The sequence below is a fragment of the Corallococcus sp. AB018 genome (assembly GCF_003986945.1).
Lineage (GTDB): Bacteria > Myxococcota > Myxococcia > Myxococcales > Myxococcaceae > Corallococcus > Corallococcus exiguus.
Map to the genome: position 1 here is coordinate 1 of NZ_RAWR01000232.1, position 16,751 is coordinate 16,751.

At 68.4% G+C, this 16,751-nt stretch carries 12 protein-coding genes; 8 read left to right on the forward strand and 4 right to left on the reverse strand.

The features are described from left to right. Positions 1–648: DUF3014 domain-containing protein (locus tag D7Y11_RS35445; RefSeq protein WP_126935893.1), on the forward strand; the 648-nt coding region annotated here is incomplete at its 5' end. Between the two features lie 155 nt (positions 649–803). Next, positions 804–1,946: a hypothetical protein gene (locus D7Y11_RS35450; protein ID WP_120574281.1), complete on the forward strand. Its 1,143-nt coding sequence runs from the start codon at positions 804–806 to the stop codon at positions 1,944–1,946. A gap of 18 nt (positions 1,947–1,964) precedes the next feature. Here D7Y11_RS35450 and D7Y11_RS35455 read toward each other — a convergent pair whose 3' ends face one another. Together D7Y11_RS35455 and D7Y11_RS35460 are read right to left on the reverse strand one after the other, a co-directional pair. Next, complete coding sequence (locus D7Y11_RS35455; protein ID WP_120574282.1) at positions 1,965–3,311, reverse strand: hypothetical protein; 1,347 nt, start codon at positions 3,309–3,311, stop codon at positions 1,965–1,967. Between the two features lie 7 nt (positions 3,312–3,318). Then, complete coding sequence (locus tag D7Y11_RS35460) at positions 3,319–4,392, reverse strand: amidohydrolase family protein (protein WP_126935894.1); 1,074 nt, start codon at positions 4,390–4,392, stop codon at positions 3,319–3,321. A gap of 188 nt (positions 4,393–4,580) precedes the next feature. Here D7Y11_RS35460 and glsA point away from each other — a divergent pair, with 188 nt between their 5' ends. Beyond that, complete coding sequence (glsA, locus tag D7Y11_RS35465; protein WP_126935895.1) at positions 4,581–5,657, forward strand: glutaminase A; 1,077 nt, start codon at positions 4,581–4,583, stop codon at positions 5,655–5,657. 3 nt (positions 5,658–5,660) lie between these two features. Here glsA and D7Y11_RS35470 read toward each other — a convergent pair whose 3' ends face one another. Next, complete coding sequence (locus D7Y11_RS35470; protein ID WP_199753875.1) at positions 5,661–6,821, reverse strand: DcaP family trimeric outer membrane transporter; 1,161 nt, start codon at positions 6,819–6,821, stop codon at positions 5,661–5,663. 176 nt (positions 6,822–6,997) lie between these two features. Beyond that, the gene (locus D7Y11_RS35475; RefSeq protein WP_233607491.1) at positions 6,998–8,089 is read right to left on the reverse strand and encodes an erythromycin esterase family protein; all 1,092 of its coding nucleotides are present in this window, start codon (positions 8,087–8,089) and stop codon (positions 6,998–7,000) included. A 242-nt stretch (positions 8,090–8,331) separates the two neighbouring features. Here D7Y11_RS35475 and D7Y11_RS35480 point away from each other — a divergent pair, with 242 nt between their 5' ends. From D7Y11_RS35480 to D7Y11_RS35500, 5 genes are read left to right on the forward strand one after another with little or no spacing between them, the layout of a single operon-like run. After that, positions 8,332–10,161, forward strand: a complete 1,830-nt coding sequence (locus D7Y11_RS35480) for a sigma 54-interacting transcriptional regulator (protein ID WP_126935897.1) — start codon at positions 8,332–8,334, stop codon at positions 10,159–10,161. Between the two features lie 10 nt (positions 10,162–10,171). Beyond that, on the forward strand, positions 10,172–13,636 hold the full coding sequence (locus D7Y11_RS35485) for a serine/threonine-protein kinase PknK (RefSeq protein WP_126935898.1): 3,465 nt from the start codon (positions 10,172–10,174) through the stop codon (positions 13,634–13,636). Between the two features lie 38 nt (positions 13,637–13,674). Beyond that, positions 13,675–14,235 carry a hypothetical protein gene (locus D7Y11_RS35490; RefSeq protein ID WP_126935899.1) on the forward strand — a complete coding sequence of 187 codons (561 nt, stop codon included), beginning with the start codon at positions 13,675–13,677 and terminating at the stop codon, positions 14,233–14,235. Beyond that, positions 14,235–15,461, forward strand: coding sequence for a YcaO-like family protein (locus tag D7Y11_RS35495; protein WP_126935900.1), 1,227 nt, complete (start codon positions 14,235–14,237; stop codon positions 15,459–15,461). Before D7Y11_RS35490 ends, D7Y11_RS35495 begins: the two co-directional genes overlap by 1 nt. Further along, the gene (locus D7Y11_RS35500) at positions 15,458–16,213 is read left to right on the forward strand and encodes a TfuA-like protein (protein WP_126935901.1); all 756 of its coding nucleotides are present in this window, start codon (positions 15,458–15,460) and stop codon (positions 16,211–16,213) included. Before D7Y11_RS35495 ends, D7Y11_RS35500 begins: the two co-directional genes overlap by 4 nt. Positions 16,214–16,751 lie beyond the last annotated feature (538 nt).

A 16,751-nucleotide genomic window follows, 5' to 3' on the forward strand; every position in this document is an offset into this window, starting at 1 on the left:
ATCGCCGAGCCCACGCCCCCGGCGCCACCTCCGCCCCCGGCGGTGCAGCTCTCCGGCACCGACTCGCGCGTGAGGGAACTGTTGAAGGGACTCTCCAGCGACACGGACTACGCGCGCTGGCTGTCCTCCGAGGACCTGTCCCGCCGCTTCGCCGCGTCCGTGAACCTTGTCGCCGAAGGCCAGAGCCCGCGCATGCCGCTGTCCTTCATGGCGCCCGCCGGGACCTTCCGCGTGACAAAGCGTCATGGCCACACGGTGACGGCGCCGGAAAGCCATACCCGTTACGACGGCGTGGCCCGCGTCATCACCTCGCTGGACGCGAAGAAGGCGGGACAGGTGTATCAGGAGCTCAAGCCGCTGCTGGACGCCGCCCACGCGGAGCTGGCCCCGCCGGGCCGGAGCCTGGATGCGACCCTGTCGCAGGCCATCGGGCGTCTCACCCGGGTCTCCGTCCCCAAGACGCCTCCGGAGCTCACGACGAAGGGCGCGCTCTACGTCTACGCGGATCCGAACCTGGAAGCGCTGGGTGCGGCGGAGAAGCACCTGCTGCGCATGGGCCCGGAGAACATGCGCAAGGTGCAGGCGAAGCTCACCGAACTGGCGACCGCCCTGGGCCTGCCGTCGCAAGAGCAGGCCCGCAGGCCGTAGCCGTCGCCGGACAAAGGCGAAGGCGGCCTGGCCAGGACGGAAACGGATGAACGGCTGCATGCCCGCGTCAGCGCTATGGGTGACCTGCCTTCGCACGGCCTGGCTGCTTCGCGGACTGGCAGGAGACGCACCCACGGCACAGCTTTTGGATTGCCATGGACGTCCCCGCCTCGCTGCTCGACTTCTCGCTGGTCCAGGGAACATCACTCGACCGGCGGCACCGCTTCCCCCGTCTCGACCGGGTCTCGATGCCCGTGCGCGTCGCCAGCCTGATGCTGGTGAGCTGGCTGCCGCTCCTCGTCCTGTCTCTCCTGGAGGGCGGGCCGCTGGCACACGCCTTCCTGCGCAACGTGGCGACCCATGTCGAGTTCCTGGTGTCCCTGCCGCTGCTCATCGCGGCCGATGGATACATCGACAGGCGCCTCGCGGCGGCCGTGCGCCATTTCGTCATCGCGGAGCTGATTGATGCGAAGCACCTGCCCCGCTACGAGGCCATTGCTCGCGACGCGGCGCGGGGGCGGCGAAGCGGCGTCATCGAGGCCGGGTTGCTGGTCGTCTCCTTCGCCCCGTCCTTCTTGCACGTGCCCTACCTGCCGAACCGTCCGGACTGGCTCCATGCGGAGCCCGGGGGCCCGCTCACCCCGGCCGGGTGGTGGTACCTCGCGGTGAGCATGCCGATCATCCGGTTCGTGCTCCTTCGCTGGCTGTGGCGGGGGATCCTGTGGGCGATCTTCCTGTTCAAGGTCTCCAGGCTGCCCCTCTCGCTCGTGCCCACCCATCCGGACTCGGCGGGCGGAATGGGCTTCCTGGGCACCTGCCAGGCAAGCTTCTCGGTCATCGTCCTCGCGTTGTCCGCCACGCTCACCGCGCAGCGTCTGGCGCACGCCTCCACCGCGAACTTCACCGGCTACGCCATTCACCTGGCCGCCTTCTCGATCATCTGCCTTACCGTCGTCTTCTCGCCGCTGATGTTCTTCTTCCGTCAGCTCCTGCTGGCGAAGCGAAGGGGGGACCATGCCTACTCGGGCGTGGCGGCCTGGCACTCGCGGCGTTTCGAGCAGCGGTGGTTCCACCGCGAGCTACCGGAGGGGCTGAACCCGCTGGGCGCGCCCGAGTTCTCCTCACAAACAGACCTGAATACGTCCTTCACCACGGCGCGCGGCATGCGCTGGTTCCCGGTGGACATCCGCGCCGCGCTGGCCGTCGTCGCCGCGGCCATGGCCCCCATGGTGCCCCTGCTCCTCGCCGACCGGCGCTTCATCGAGGTGATGCTGGAGCTCGGTAAGAGCATTCTCTGACGCCGCGACGCACCGTCGTCAGAGCAGGATGTCGGTGCCCACCGAGAGGGTCGGCCCCGTCTGCCCAGCGGTGTAGAAGCCGAAGCTGGACCCGGTGGGGCTGCGCTGGACGTAGATGAAGTGCAGGTTCAACCGCCAGCTGCGCGCGGCCATGGGGAACACGCTGACGCCGCCCGACAGCTCCCAGGGCCTGCGGTCGAACTCATCGAACACCAGCGAGCCGGAGGAGTACACGCCCACGTATTTCGGGACGACCATGTACATGGCCTGGGCGAAGAAGCCCTGGTCGAAGATGGAGTCCTGCGGCAATGGCCCGGTGGCCAGGAAGTTCGAGAGCCGCCGGAAGAAGTACTCCCCCTGGAAGGTGAAGCCCCGGTACTTCGCCCCGACGTCGAACGCCAGCACCTGGTAGTTGAGCTTCTGGACCGTCACGCCATCCGCGAGCGCGCCCTCCTCGAAGGCCAACAGCCCATCGGAGAGGCGGATCTGCGTCTCGTTGGGAGGTGAGCCCAGCTGGTTCGCCCGGTCCTCCCGCGCATGCGCGGCGGAGATTCCGAAGCGCGTCGCCACCCGCGGGTGCTCCTCGAAGTCCGCCAGGCCCCCCCGCAGGCCATACTCGCCGGTGGTGGGCATCCACGAAATGGAAGCGCTGTAGGCCAGGTCGCGCGAGTCATTGGTGGCGGTGATGCCCAGCTGGCTCAGGTTCGTGTTCAAGGAGACCGTGTAGAAGAACCGTGAGAGGGGCTCGCCCTTCAGCCACACCGCGGAGGAGAACCCGCCGCGAAAGAACTCCTCGCCCATCTGCCGGTCGCTGGAAGCCCAGAACGGATGGGAGCCCTGCATCGAACGCGAGGTGAGCGTGGGGCCGATGCCGGCGCCCAGCGTGAGGGCCTTGTTGAACTTGAACTGCAGGTTGCCGAAGGCCAGCGTCTGCTGCGTGGTGGGCAGCGACCAGACGGTCACCGTGTAGCTCAGGCGCGGATGCAGCGCGAAGCCCGAGAACCAGATCATCGTGCGGTGCCAGTTGATGTCGTTGCGGGTCTTGACCTCGTGCTCGCGTCCCAGATGGTCGATGAAGATCTGATTCCCCGGGAGTTGATTCACATAGCGCACCAACCCATAGAGGCTGATGTTCAGGCTGCCCCAGTCGGTCTTCAGCAGTTGAAAGCCCCGGGCCGGCGTGAACTCGCCAGCGACGGTGTTCTCCGCGGGCTCCAGGTCCTGGTCATCCACGGGAGTCGTGTCCGCCGGAGGAGTGACCGCGGCATCATCCTGGGCCATGGCGCGCAAGGGAAGGAGTGCCAGCGCACCGGCGAGCAGCGCCAGCAGGGTCGCGAGACAGCGTCGACGGAAGTGCGGGGACATGGCGCGCTCAGGGAGAAGCAGCGGGGGGTCGTTGGGAGCGCTCCCACGCGCGGACCTTGAGCCGGGCCGCGTCGAAGAGCCGCGCGAAGTTGCCCTGGAGCAGCTTCGCGCGGGCTGTCGGGGACAGCATCTCCAGCATGGGCGCATACTGCGTGTAGACGCGCAGGTACTTGGACTGGCTCTCGGGCGAGACCTCATCGGTGCCGAAGAGGAAGCGCTCCGGATACCGGTTGATCGTCTCCGCCACCCTTCGTGCGGTCTCCGGAGTGGCCACCGCGTACTTGGCGACCTCGGACCAGGAGATGTCCATGGACACGTGCCGAAGGTCCGGGTCCGCCAGGATCCCCTCTATCAACTCGATGTGGTGTTCCACCGGACGCACCACCCGGCCGACACCGACGTGCGCCCAGATGATGGTCGTCTTCGGATGCCGCTTGAACAGGGCCTTGATCTGCTCCAGGTGGACCGGCGTCGACCCCTCTTCCGCGAAGGGAGCGTCCAGGTCGTTGTGCAGGAGCACCACCAGGCCCACTTCACCGGCGAAGTCCAGGAGGCGGTCGAGGGCCGGGTCGGTCAGGCTGGCCACCTCGCCCGCGACCTTCGAGGAGACGAACTCCTTGTGGATGGTGAACTCGCCAATGCCGCTGAACACGCCGGGGTAGACCGTGAGCACCCGCCGGATGTGATCCGCCGCGTACATGTCCGTCGGATTGAAGCCGGTGATCATCGGCTCGAAGCGCGCGCGCTGTTCCTTCGGCAGGGACAGGTACGCGTTCGCGATGAACGCATCCGTGAAGGAGTAGTAGTAGAGCGGCGCATCCGTCTGCAGGTAGTAGGTGGGTGCGGCGTTCCCAGACACCCGGTAGGACCACTGCTGCTGCAAGGGGATGCCGAACAGCGTGGCCCGTCCGACCTTGTCTCCCATCACGCGCAGCATGTGGCGGATGTCGCAGCCCTCCTGGACGTAGTTGGTCAGGTGCACGTGGGAGTCATTGAAGAGGAAGGACCGCTTGGGGGTCTGCGCCACGGCGTCCGAAGCCAGGAGCAGGCCGAGCGCGAACCACGGACACCATCGAGCCATCGCCAGCCTCCGGGCAGGGAGCCGCACGCTATGCATGCCCATCCCTCCAGGGAGAGCCGCCCCCGGGTGCATGCGCGATGTCTGACGGGCGGAGGGGCGCCCGTGAAGCCCCCTCCCCCAAGGCTGTCCTACCGTCGATGGAGAACTACGTTCCGCCGTGAAAGGCATTCACAACGGGAGGAGCCCCCATGCTCGCAGGCAACCAGGGTCGCTGGAGTGTTCTCCTGGCGGCGATCGCCGCCATCACGCTCACGACGAGCGCTTCGGCACAAACGGCCGCGACCGGGCTCCCCACCGACGCGGAGTTCCAGTCCGCCATGCAGCGGGCCTATTCAGCGAACAAGGCCGTCACCGAAGGCAAGAACGCCGACTACATCCCGGCGCTCGCCAAGGTCGATCCGAAGCTGTTCGGCATCGCCATCCTCACCGTGGACGGGAAGGTCTACTCCGTTGGAGACACCGACCACGCGTTCTCCATCCAATCCATCTCCAAGCCCTTCACGGCGGCCAGGCTGATGTCGGAGATGGGAGTCCAGAAGATGGAGGACAAGCTGGGGGTGAACGCCACCGGCCTCCCCTTCAACTCCATCGAGGCGATTGAGCGGAACAAGCAGCAGGAGGAACCTCCCACCGGCAATCCCCTGGTGAACGCGGGCGCCATCGCCACGGTGGGGAACCTGAAGGCCGCCAACGCGGACGCGCGCTGGAACAGCGTCATCAACAACCTCAGCGCGTTCGCGGGACGCAACCTCTCCGTGGACCAGCAGATCTACAAGTCCGAGGCGGAGACCAACACCCGCAACCGCTCCATCGCGGATCTACTCAAGGCGTATGAAGTGATTCCCGGCAGCCCGGCGGAGGCGCTCGACGTCTACACGCGGCAGTGCTCGGTGGCGGTGAACGTGAAGGACCTGGCCGCGATGGGCGCAACCCTCGCCACGGGCGGCACCAATCCCCTCACCGGCAAGACGGTGGTGAGTCCGGACGTCGCCGCGCACACGCTCGCGGTGATGATGACCGCCGGCCTCTACGAGGACTCCGGCACCTGGGCCTATGACGTGGGCGTGCCCGCCAAGAGCGGCGTGGGAGGCGGCATCGTCGCGGTGGTACCCGGCAAGTACGCGGTGGCCGCGTTCGCTCCTCCTCTGGACGAAGCGGGCAACAGCGTGCGCTCGCAGCGGGCCATCGAGTCCATCGTGAAGGACCTGGGCGGCAACGTCTTCCACGTCGCGAAGCGGCCGGCGGCCCGGCCCTCGCCGCGGTAGGCGTCACTTCTCCTTCTTGAACGTGTGGTCGAACGAGTACTGCATCGAGAACTGCAGCCGGAAGTCATCGTAGATGTAGCCGCCCCGGAAGTTGCGGCGTTGTCCCCACGAGAACTCCGGACCGAAGAAGAGGTCCTCCGTCGGATGGACCAGCACGTTCGCCAGGGCGTAATTGCCAGCGCTGAACGCGTTGTCTCCCTGGCCATTCGAGTTCACGACGTTGACGAACGAATGGCCAATCGTGCTGGTGAACAGCTCGCTCCAGGTCAAATCCAGGAAGGCGACCGTGCTCAACATCTTCAGGCCCACGCCCTCGACCGGCTTCGCGGATCCGGCCGGGTTCAGCTGGACGGCGACGTCCGCGCCGGCGTCGTTCATGTAGTTCTCAATGGCCTTGCCATAGACGACCTGGAGCCGGAGCACGGCCTTCTTCCAGGGGAGCTTCAGGTTCGAGCTCAAGGCGACGCCCGCCCCCACGGTGTCCCCGGCCAGGTCGATGGCATCGCCGTTCAGGTCATCCCACCGGAGGTACCGCACGATGCCCGCGAGTTGCACGTGACCGAAGCCGCCGCTGTACCGGTAGTGGGCCACCACGTCGGGCGCGGGGAAGCGTGAGGTGACGCCCTCCAGTTCGATGCGCTGGGAGTAGTTGTCGACGTCCGCCGAGCCGCCCGGACTTTCGAGGGACAGGTGCAACTCGTGCGCGGGCCCCTGGAGCGGGCGCCAGCGGATCTGGGCGTTGCGGAAGAACACCATGCCGTTGGGTCCCCAGTACTCGATGGAGTTGGGGAAGACGTCCGGGTCCATGAACCCGCTCCACGTCTGGCCGGCGCCGAACTGGCCGAGCTCACCGAAAGCGTGTCTCAACCGGAACGTCGTCTGGCCCGCTTCGTCACCGACCCCGAACAACTCCGCTTCCAGGTGGACCTTCAGGTCGCCCAGTTTGGTGGGAAGGAAGCTCTTGATGCCGAGCCGGCTCTGCCGGACGCCGAAGAACACGCGTCCCTCGCCGCCGAACTCACCGTCGAACGAGGGCAGCTTCGTGGGCCGCAAGACGTCAAACCAATCCTGGTTGATGGTCCCGAAGTTGTAGCCCGAGTCGGTCATCGCGAAGCCGAAGACCTCCAGCTGCGGGCCGGTGGGCTTCTCCTCTTCTTGAGCCATGGCAGGGAGCGCGCAGAAGCAAGACGCCCACAGCCCTCCCACCATCCACCGCGCCATCCGCATGAAAGCCCCCTTCCCCGGAGGCTCGAAGCTGGAAGCAGGCGCATGCCCATTCAACCGTGCGCGCGGGCAACTGGAATGGGGCCGCGTTCACAGCCGGGTCGTACGGAGGGGCGTTAGCGGGCCACCGGGCGCGAAGGGGCTTCCTCCCGGACGATCACCAGCCCATCCATGACCGTTGCCCAGGGGGCCTTCATCCAGAAAGCGTAGTTCAGGGGACGGGCCACGCTGGGCCCGAGCTCACGAAGCTGGCGCCCATCCAGATACCGGGTGTCCCCGGTGTGGTTCAAGAACGCCTGGCCCTCCAGCGAATCGGGCGTCGCGGGTGCGAGGACAAACGTGCGGGCACTCGCGCCGAGGGAATGGATCCCGGAGCTCGCGGAGAACCCCAGCACGAAGGACTGGTCCCCGAACCGCTCACGGACAAAGGACCCGAAGGGAATCCTCTGCCGGTCGTCCGTCTCCAGGCTCGACATGTCCTTCGCGGCATGAACGGTGGCAGTCCAGACAATGGCTTTCCGGGGCTGGGGGGACTGGGACAGGAGCCATTCCAGGTTCATGAACATGGAGCGATCTCGCGCGATGTCATGACCCCAGTCCCAGGGCCCATCAGGCTGAGCCTGCTTCCGGGCCCGCGCGGCAGCCTCACGGGTGAAGTTCCTCACCAGATTGCGGGCGATCTGCGACTGCGCGGGTGTCGCTGGCGCTTCGGGCCTGGAGAGCGCCGACTCCAGCTCCTTCGCGCAGCCCAGGAGGTCCTTCGCGGTCTCCGCCGTGTACGGGTGGGTTTCGTCATACCGCCAGGCCAGGTGCCGATCGAGCGCCGCTCCGCACTCCGCCTGCCGCGGGCCGGTGAACAAGGGGCTGAGCTCACGCGCCATCTCTTTCGTCGCCCAGGTGCCCCGGTTGATCTGATCATCAATCCCACCGACCGCGAGGGTTCCCGCCCGGAGCCGCTCGGCTAGAAAAGGAATCAGGGGCGCCATCTCCGGACTGGCCCACATCCCGCCAATGGCAGCCGCGAGCGTGTCATCGCTGACGGGCTGGCCCGCTTTCAGCAGCGTCTGGATGCGGAGGAAGTCATAGGTGCCCGTCTCGATGAAGAAGGCGTCGTACTGGCATTCCTCCACCAGCCTGCGGGTCAACTCCACCTTGAAGGCCACGGTCCTGGCGCTGCCGTGGTGGGATTCCTCCCCCAGCAGCGCCATCTGTTTGCCGCAAAGCTCCCGGACGATCCGGTCGGCGTCTGAAACCCGAGGGGCTTCACTTCGGGGTGACGAGGCACAGCTCGAAAGCAAGGGAATCAGGAGCAGCAGGTATCTCATTCGGGGTCTCCAGGAAGGAGCATGCTCCGAGGCGCTCTCCCAGTGAAACAGTGGGCAAGCCGCCGGCCTTGTGGGTCTACCCAGCCCCTGTCTGCCCGGCCGCCCATCTCCTCTATACTTTCGCCATGCACGCAGGGCAGCGACGTCAGGCGACAGGCGTCACCAAGACGGACCCCATCACGAACGGTGGAGGCGAGGAGCGGGTCGCGGGGTACGCGCAGCGGATCGCCGTGGTCGTCCACCACGAGCATGGCGCCGAGCTGGGGTTGCTGACGCCCGACGTTCCCTTGACCCTCGGCCGTGACGAGCCCTCCGGCCTGCGCATCCACGACCGGCGGCTCTCGCGCGTCCATGCGCGCCTGCTGCTCTCCGACCAGCGCATCACCGTGGAGGATCTCGACTCGACCAATGGCACCTGGGTCGCCGGCAGGCGCATCCAGACGGCCTCGCTCGAAGTCGGTGATGAGTTCCGGCTCGGCGGGCTGCCCGCGCGGATCCACGCGCTGGGCCGTTCGGGGCAGTCGCTCCGACTGGAGGGAGATGCGCTCTTCCGGCAGGCCGTGGACGACGAGGCGGCACGGGCGCGGCAGTTCCACCGCCCCTTCGCCCTGCTCGTGGTGCGCGCCGCGCGGGCCCGGGGCCAGGGTGCGCCGCCTTCGATTGATGAGCACGTCCACCGTTGGTTGGAGCACGTGCACGGCCTGCTGCGCCCGGTGGACCGGATGGCGCCCTACGGCAGCGACGCCGTGCAGTTCCTGCTCCCGGAGACCGGCCCCGAGGACGCGACGCGCCTCGCGCACGCCATCGCCGCCCTTCCGCGCGACTCCAGCCCCCAGCTCGTGGTGGGCGTAGCGCTCTTCCCGGGAGCGGCCGGCACGGTGGAGGAGCTCATCGAGCTGGCGCGCGCGGCCGCCAACCGGGCCGGGCCTGAGAAGCCCGTGGAGCTGACCTCGACGGCGCCGTGGTTCGACAGCGGCACCGTGGCCCAGGGCGACCTCGTCGCGGGCGCTGCCATGCACGGGCTGCTGGAGACCGCGCGCCAGGTCTCGGCCTCTCGCGTCCCGGTCATCCTCCATGGGGAAACAGGCACGGGGAAGGAGGTGCTGGCGCGCTTGCTTCACGAGCAGGGCCCCCGGCGCTCCCAGCGGATGGTGCGCGTCAACTGCGGCGCCATTCCCAAGGAGCTCGTCGAAAGCACGCTCTTCGGTCACGAGCGCGGGGCCTTCACCGGCGCGGGGACCTTGAAGCAAGGCGTCTTCGAGGAGGCCCACGGCGGCACGGTCTTCCTCGATGAGATTGGCGAGATGCCGCTCGCGGCGCAGGTGGCGCTGCTGCGCGTGCTGGAGACCGGCGCCTTCTCACGGGTGGGGGCCAGCAAGGAGCTCACCGTCGACGTCCGCGTCGTCGCGGCGACGCACCGGGACCTCGAGAGCATGGTGGCCGCCGGGAGCTTCCGGGAGGACCTCTACTACCGGCTCAACGCCATCATCCTGGCCATTCCCCCGCTGCGAGAGCGGCAGGATGAAATCGAACCGCTCGTGCACCGCTTCCTGCGGCTCGCCAACGAGAGCAACGGCCGCGCGGTCCAGGGCTTCGAGCCCGCGACGCTGGAGCTGCTGCGGGCCTACTCCTGGCCCGGGAACGTGCGCGAGCTGAAGAACGCCATCGAACGCGCCGTCGTGGTCGCACGGGGTGCGCTGCTCACCCCCAGCGACCTGCCAGCGCGAGTGCAGGCAGCGGGCGCACCGCGGCCTCCCGCCGCGCCACCCGTGCCCGGGCCCGGGCAAGAAGCCCCGGACCCGGCTCGCGAGCGGCTGCGGGACTACGAGGCGCGGCTCGTCCAGGAGGCGCTCGTCGCGACGGGTTGGAACCGGACCGAGGCGGCGAAGCGTCTGGGAATCCCCGTGCGGACCCTGTCCTATCGGATGAAGGTCCTGGGTCTCAAGAAGCCGTAGCCCGCTCCCAATGACTCTCATCTCAAGGCCGGGCGAGCCCTCCACGGCGCTGCCCTTCATGCTCGGGGACTATCGGATCACCCGCATCCTGGGCCGTGGCGGGATGGGGGTGGTGTACCGGGCGGAGCACCGCGAGCACGCGGTGCCGGTGGCCCTCAAGACGGTCCGTGCGTCCTCGGAAGTCTTGCTCGCGGGCATCCGCCGGGAGATCCATGCGCTTCGGCGACTGAACCATCCGGGCATCGCGCGCATCCTCGACGAAGGTTTCTCGGAGGGACTGCCCTACTACGTGATGGAGCTCTTCGAGGGGGGAACCCTGCGAAGCCACCTCGGGGCCATGTCCGGGGCAAGCCTGCCCACGTCCACTGAAACCGCCGCGACGGGCGAGATGTCTGAAACCCTCCCCGCGCCCGCGGCCCCAGGGGAGCGCATCGGGTTCGACCTGCCCGCGCTGCGTGCGCGGCTGTCCATGATTCGAAGGCTCTGCGCGCCACTCGCGCACCTGCACGGCGAGGGCTTCGTCCACCGGGACCTCAAGCCGGAGAACATCTTCATCCGCGAGGACGGACGGCCCGTGCTCGTGGACCTGGGCATCGCCGCGTCCTTCAGCGGCGCCGCGAGCCGCGAGGAGCTGGCCGCCGAAGGGCGCGTCGTGGGCAGCGTGGCCTACATGGCGCCCGAGCAACTGCGGGGCGAGCTGGTGGATGCGCGAGCGGATCTCTACGCGCTGGGCTGCATCCTCTATGAGTGCCTCGTGGGCCGCCCGCCGTTCATCGGCTCGTGGGCCGGCTCCATCGTGTTCCAGCACCTGAACGAGCCGCCCGCGCCCCCCTCGCGCTACGTCGAAGGCCTCCCGGAAGAGCTCGACTGGCTCGTGCTGCGGCTCCTCGAGAAGCGCCCGGAGGCCCGGCTCGGCTACGCCGAGGACGTGGCCCACGTGCTCGACACGTTGGGTGTCGAAGGCGACGAGCGCGAGGGCACGCCACGGCCCAGGAGCTACCTCTATCGTCCCGGGCTCGAAGGCCGCGCGGGCCCGCTGGCGGACCTGGGAAGCGCGTTGGATCAACTGCGCCAGGAGCAGCGCGGACAGCTCATCCTCCTGGAGGGTGAGAGCGGTGTGGGCAAGACGCGGCTCGCCATGGAGGTGGCCCTGCTCGCCTCCCGGCGTCAGGTGAGGACGGTGACCGGGCAGTGCACCCTGTTGGACATGTCATCCCTGGAGCAGGGACGGATAGCCGTCGCGCTCCATCCCTTCCGCCCGCTCCTGCAATGGGTCGCGGACCGCTGCCGCGAGCGGGGCGACACGGAGGCGGAGCGGCTCCTGGGCAACGGCGCCAGGTGGCTCGCGCTCTATGAGCCCGCGCTGGCGGAGCTTCCCTGGGTGCGGAGCCTGCCGGAGCTCCCGGTGCTCCCGCCGTCCGCGGCGCAGCCACGCATCCTGGAGGCGTTGCGCAAGGCATTCGCGGCGCTCACGGAGGAGCAGCCCGTCCTGCTTGTCCTCGACGACCTGCAATGGGCCGACGAGCTCTCCCTCGCGTTCCTGAAGACGCTGGCCGACCGGGGCGGGGAACCCGGGCTGCTCATCCTGGGCACCTGCCGCCTGGGGGAGACCGGCGCGGAGCTCACGGCGCTCCTGGGCTCGCCGGGGATCCGGCGGATTGCGCTCGGCCGGCTCGACACGGTGAGCGTGGGGACGCTGGTGGCCGGGATGCTGGCCTTGCGCGAGTCACCGGCGGAGCTGGTGGACTTCCTGGCGGACAGCGCCTCCGGCAATCCCTTCTTCGTCGCGGAGTACCTGCGCGCGGCCATCGACGAGGGGCTGCTGGTGCGGGACAGGAACGGAGCCTGGAAGCTCCGCTGGCCTGGAGCCGCGACGGACAGGCTGGGCCGCCACCTGCTCCTGCCGCACACGCTGGCCGCGCTCATCGAGCGCCGCCTGTCCCTCGTGGGCGACGCCGGGCGGACGCTGGTGGAGCACGCCTCGGTCCTGGGCCGCGAGTTCGACAGCGCGCTGCTGCCCACGCTGGCCGGGCTCGCGGAGGCGGAGGTGCTCGACGGGCTCGGGGAGCTGCGCAGGCGCCAGCTCATAGAGGAGACCGCCTCCGGACGGCTGCGCTTCGTCCACGACAGGTTCCGGGAGATCGCCTACGGGCGCATGGCCCTGGAGCGGCGGCGCGAGCTCCACCTGGGCGCGGCGCACCTGCTGGAGTCGCGCTTCCGCGACGTCCCCGACCTCTTCCCGGAGCTCGGGCACCACTTCTCGCAGGCGGGCCTCCACGACAAGGCGATCCTCTACCTGGGCCACGCGGCGGAGCGGGCGCGGGCCACGTACGCCAACGGGGAGGCCATCCGCCTCTACCAGGCCGTGCTCCACGAGATGCATCAGGCCGGAGAGCGGCTCCGGGCCATCCTGCTCCACGAGGCGCTCGGAGACGTGCTCTCCCTCGTGGGACGGCACGAGGAGGCCCGGTCCTCGTATGCGTTCGCACTAGAGGGCACCGCCCCAGGAAAGCGCATGGATCTCGCGCGCCTGCATCGCAAGGCGGGCAAGTCCTGGGAGACGCAGCACGCGCATGAAGCCGCGCTCACGGCCTACCTCACCGCGGAGAAGGTCCTGGGTGAAACCCCTTCCGAAGCCGCGGAGGCGTGGTGGAGCGAGTGGCTCCAGGCACGGCTGGATCAGCTCGCGGTGCACTACTGGACGGCGCGGCTGGACGTGATGGAGGAGCTGTCCCGCGACCTCCAGCCCAGCATCGAGCGGCACGGCACACCCCTACAGCGGGCCCGCTTCTTCCAGGTGCGCGTGCAGCGCAACCTGCGTGCGGAGCGCTATCTCGTCTCGGAGGAGACCGTGCGCTTCGCCCGGGACTACCTGCGGGCCAGCGAGGCCGCGCACAGCCCGGCGGAGCGCGCCGAGGCGGAGTGCGTGCTCGCGTGCGTGCTGCTGTGGCACGGCGCGCTGGAGGAGGCCGCGGCCCGAATGGCCCTGACGGTGGAGCAGGCCCGGCGCACGGGGGACGTGGCCATGGAGGCCTACGGGCTCGCCTACCTGCCGCAGATCCACCGGCGGCAGGGCGCCATCGAAGCGACGCGGGAAGCCGCGACCCGGAGCCTGCGGGCCGCCGAGGCCGGGAACATGACGAGCTATGTTGGCGCGGCCCGGGCCAACCTGGGTTGGGTGGCCCTGCGCGAGGGCAGAACCGATGAAGCGAGGAGTGAGTGCGAGGCCGCCCTCCAGCTCTGGGCCTCGACCTCCCGCGTCTACCCTTTCGAATGGATGGCCCTGCTCCCCCTGCTCCAGCTGAACGGGAGCGAGGGACGCATGGCGGAGGCCGCCCGGCAGTTGGAACGGCTCCTGCAAACGACTCAGCAGCGACTGCCCGAACCGCTCACCTCCGCCATCCGCAAGGCCCAGGAGGAGCGGATGGATCTCCAACACGTTCTCAAGGCAGCACAGCGCGCTGGCTATCTGTAGCCCCCTCACAACCCCAGACACAAGGAAGCATGCCCCCGATGCCACATCACGGAAAATTGGCCATTCAGTTCAAGGTGCTCACCTCGCCTGATCACGACCCGTTCGGCAACCCCCGGAGGAAGACCGCTGGCGGCAGGCATCACTTGGAGGTGGGCAGCACCGCGCAACTGAAGGTGCTCCATGCCGATCCCGAGGCGAAGATCCAGTGGTCCTGCTCACCGCCCAAGCTCGTGAACAGCCGCACTCCTCCGAAAGAATCGTCCAACAACCAGATTATCGAAGTTGACGGCATGGCCTTCGGTCAAATCGATGTCATGGCGCATGACCCGGAGTCGTGCCAGACCGCGCATCTGACCTTCTTCTGCGGCTCGGTGGTCATCGTCGGCGCGGATAACAGGTATTGGCACATGTTCGCGGATGGAAGCGGCGGCAGCGTGAACCCCAATCACATCCTCCAGTCCATGATTGAAAACAATGTCATCGTGGCGGACATAACGGGCGCGAAGGAGGCCCAGCAAAAGCTCAAGCACGCGGCCGAACCGGAGCCATACGTCACCTGCTACGTGCTGAATCTCGCGAGCTTCAAGCTCGACCGTTGATGACAACCCCCAAGGGCTTCCACGCCGGCACGCACCGGCTCCACGCGCCGGAGGCGACAGTCGAACGCGTGCGGAGCCTGCTGCCCGTGATGGGCATCACCCGCGTCGCCAACGTCACGGGCCTGGACACCATCGGTATCCCGGTGGTGATGGTCATCCGGCCTAACGCGCGCTCGCTCTCCGTCTCCCAGGGCAAGGGCGCCACGCTCGCCGCAGCCCGGGCATCCGGGCTGATGGAGGCCATCGAGCTGTATCACGCCGAGCACCTCACCCTTCCCCTCAAGCTCGCCACCTTCAACGAGCTGCGGTTCACCCACCGGATGGTGGACGTCATGGGGCTGCCAGCGCTGTCGGTGAGCCGGTTCGACGGCCACTTCCGCACGCTCTGGACGGAGGGCCGGAACCTCTTCGACGGGGCCCCCACCTGGGTGCCCTACGAGATGGTCCACATGGACTTCACGCTCCCGCTGCCCTCGGGGAGCGGCTCGTTCCTGATGAGCTCCAGCGGCCTGGCCTCGGGCAATCACCCGCTCGAGGCCGTGAACCATGCGCTCTGCGAGCTCATCGAGCGCGACGCGGCCACCCTCTTCCGCTGCTCCAGCCAGGAGGCCCGGGACCGCCGCCGGGTGGACTTGAGCACCGTGGATGACCCGGGCTGCCAGGCCCTGCTCGCGCAATACGCGCGGGCGGGAGTGGAGGTCGGCATCTGGGACATCACCTCCGACGTCGGCGTGGCGGCGTTCTCCTGCACCATCGTGGATGGGGACCCCTCGCCCCAGCGGCCCATTGGCCCCATGGGGGGAATGGGCTGCCATCCCTGCCGGGGGGTGGCCCTCTCCCGCGCGCTCACCGAGGCAGCCCAGAGCCGCCTCACCCTCATCACGGGCTCGCGCGAGGACGTGCGCCACCTGACGCCCCACGGGCCGGACGCGGAGTACGAGGCCGCCCTGCGGATGCGGGACCGGCTTCGTACCGAGCCCCAGGTCCAGGGCTTCCACTCCGCCCCCGACAGGCTGACCGACACACTGGAGGAGGACCTGGCCCTCCTGCTCGAACGCCTGCGGGCGGTGGGGCTCCGGGAGGCCATCGCGGTGGACTTGACCCGGCATCCCTTCGGCATCCCGGTGGTGCGGGTCATCGTGCCGGGGCTCGAACCGCTCAACGACATCCCCGGCTACGTGCCGGGCGCCCGGGCCCGGCGCCGCCTTTCGGAGGACACGCCATGAACGTGATCATTTTCGCGGGTCCCACGCTCTCCGCCAGTGAAGGCGCGCGCGTGCTCGATGCCACCTATCTTCCACCAGCGGCGCAGGGCGACCTCTACCGGGCGGCGCTCGGCAAGCCCGTGGCCATCGGGCTCATCGACGGCTACTTCGAGCGGGTGCCCTCGGTGTCCCACAAGGAGATCCTCTGGGCAATGAAGCAGGGCGTGCACGTCTTCGGCGCCGCGAGCATGGGCGCGCTGCGCGCCGCGGAGCTGTCTGCCTTTGGCATGGAGGGCGTGGGGGAAGTTTTCAAGGCCTTCGCCAGCGGTGCACTGGAGGACGATGACGAGGTCGCGGTGGTGCACGCCGACGCCGAGGACGGCTACCGGCCGTTCTCCGAGGCGATGGTCAACATCCGCGCGACGCTCCAGGCCGCACGGGCCGCGGGGGTACTGGGCGAGGATACACAGCGCATGCTGGAGTCCTTCGCCAAGGGCCTCTTCCACGCGGACCGGAGCTGGCCCGAGCTCTTCCAGAAGGCCCAGGAGACAGGGCTCGACGCGGCCAGGATCGAGGCCTTCCGCCACTTCGTGACGGAGCATCGCGTCGACCAGAAGCGGCTCGACGCGCTCGCGCTGTTGCACACGTTGCGCGCAAGGCTGGAAGCGGGCCTTCCTCCGAAAGAACCGCTCTACGCCTTCTCCCATACGGACGCATGGGAGCACGTCCGCAGCAAGGTGGGGGACACTCTCGCCAAGAAGGGAGTGCGTTAGGGACACCGGGGGGTGAACCGCTACTTCGGCCGTAACCGTTCACCGGCTGGTGCTTGGTTGAGGGGACTGCCGGGCCGCGGACGGTGGGCGGGACGGCGCTCGACGGTGGTGGTCACGACGTGACACACCACACCGCCACTCGTGGCGGAACTTGCCCCCCAGGACGCACGGATTGCGAAGCTGGAGGCGCTGCTGGAAGCGGCGCGTGAGCGCATTGCGCACCTGGAGGAAGGGCAGACTCAATCAGCTAGCGCACGCCGCATGAGCCGGTGAACGGTTACCAGAAAGCATGGGGTCCCCCTTCATGGCGCCCGCGAGGCCTTATCGGGATGACGAAATACCCTGCCCCCGGAACTGTCACCTGCCCGGCTCACTTTTCCTGCGTTCTCCTCAAGAGGCTTCAGCAAGAAGGGGTCTGGATCCGATCCTGAGCGAGGGATGAGCTGACAGGCCATCGAGCGGCCGTGAGCCTGCGCATCGGCACGATGGAAGGCGTCTGGTGGGTTACCTCGATGGAGGTGGCAAGATGCCGAAGGTG

Excerpts from the sequence above, each read along its gene's own strand:
- glsA (WP_126935895.1), top strand. The coding sequence starts at position 4,581 with ATGCTCGCAGGCAACCAGGGTCGCTGGAGTGTTCTCCTGGCGGCGATC.
- D7Y11_RS35475 (WP_233607491.1), bottom strand. The coding sequence starts at position 8,089 with ATGGCGCTGCTGGGGGAGGAATCCCACCACGGCAGCGCCAGGACCGTG.
- D7Y11_RS35470 (WP_199753875.1), bottom strand. The coding sequence starts at position 6,821 with ATGGCTCAAGAAGAGGAGAAGCCCACCGGCCCGCAGCTGGAGGTCTTC.
- D7Y11_RS35450 (WP_120574281.1), top strand. The coding sequence starts at position 804 with ATGGACGTCCCCGCCTCGCTGCTCGACTTCTCGCTGGTCCAGGGAACA.
- D7Y11_RS35495 (WP_126935900.1), top strand. The coding sequence starts at position 14,235 with ATGACAACCCCCAAGGGCTTCCACGCCGGCACGCACCGGCTCCACGCG.
- D7Y11_RS35480 (WP_126935897.1), top strand. The coding sequence starts at position 8,332 with ATGCACGCAGGGCAGCGACGTCAGGCGACAGGCGTCACCAAGACGGAC.
- D7Y11_RS35485 (WP_126935898.1), top strand. The coding sequence starts at position 10,172 with ATGACTCTCATCTCAAGGCCGGGCGAGCCCTCCACGGCGCTGCCCTTC.
- D7Y11_RS35460 (WP_126935894.1), bottom strand. The coding sequence starts at position 4,392 with ATGGCTCGATGGTGTCCGTGGTTCGCGCTCGGCCTGCTCCTGGCTTCG.
- D7Y11_RS35455 (WP_120574282.1), bottom strand. The coding sequence starts at position 3,311 with ATGTCCCCGCACTTCCGTCGACGCTGTCTCGCGACCCTGCTGGCGCTG.
- D7Y11_RS35500 (WP_126935901.1), top strand. The coding sequence starts at position 15,458 with ATGAACGTGATCATTTTCGCGGGTCCCACGCTCTCCGCCAGTGAAGGC.
- D7Y11_RS35490 (WP_126935899.1), top strand. The coding sequence starts at position 13,675 with ATGCCACATCACGGAAAATTGGCCATTCAGTTCAAGGTGCTCACCTCG.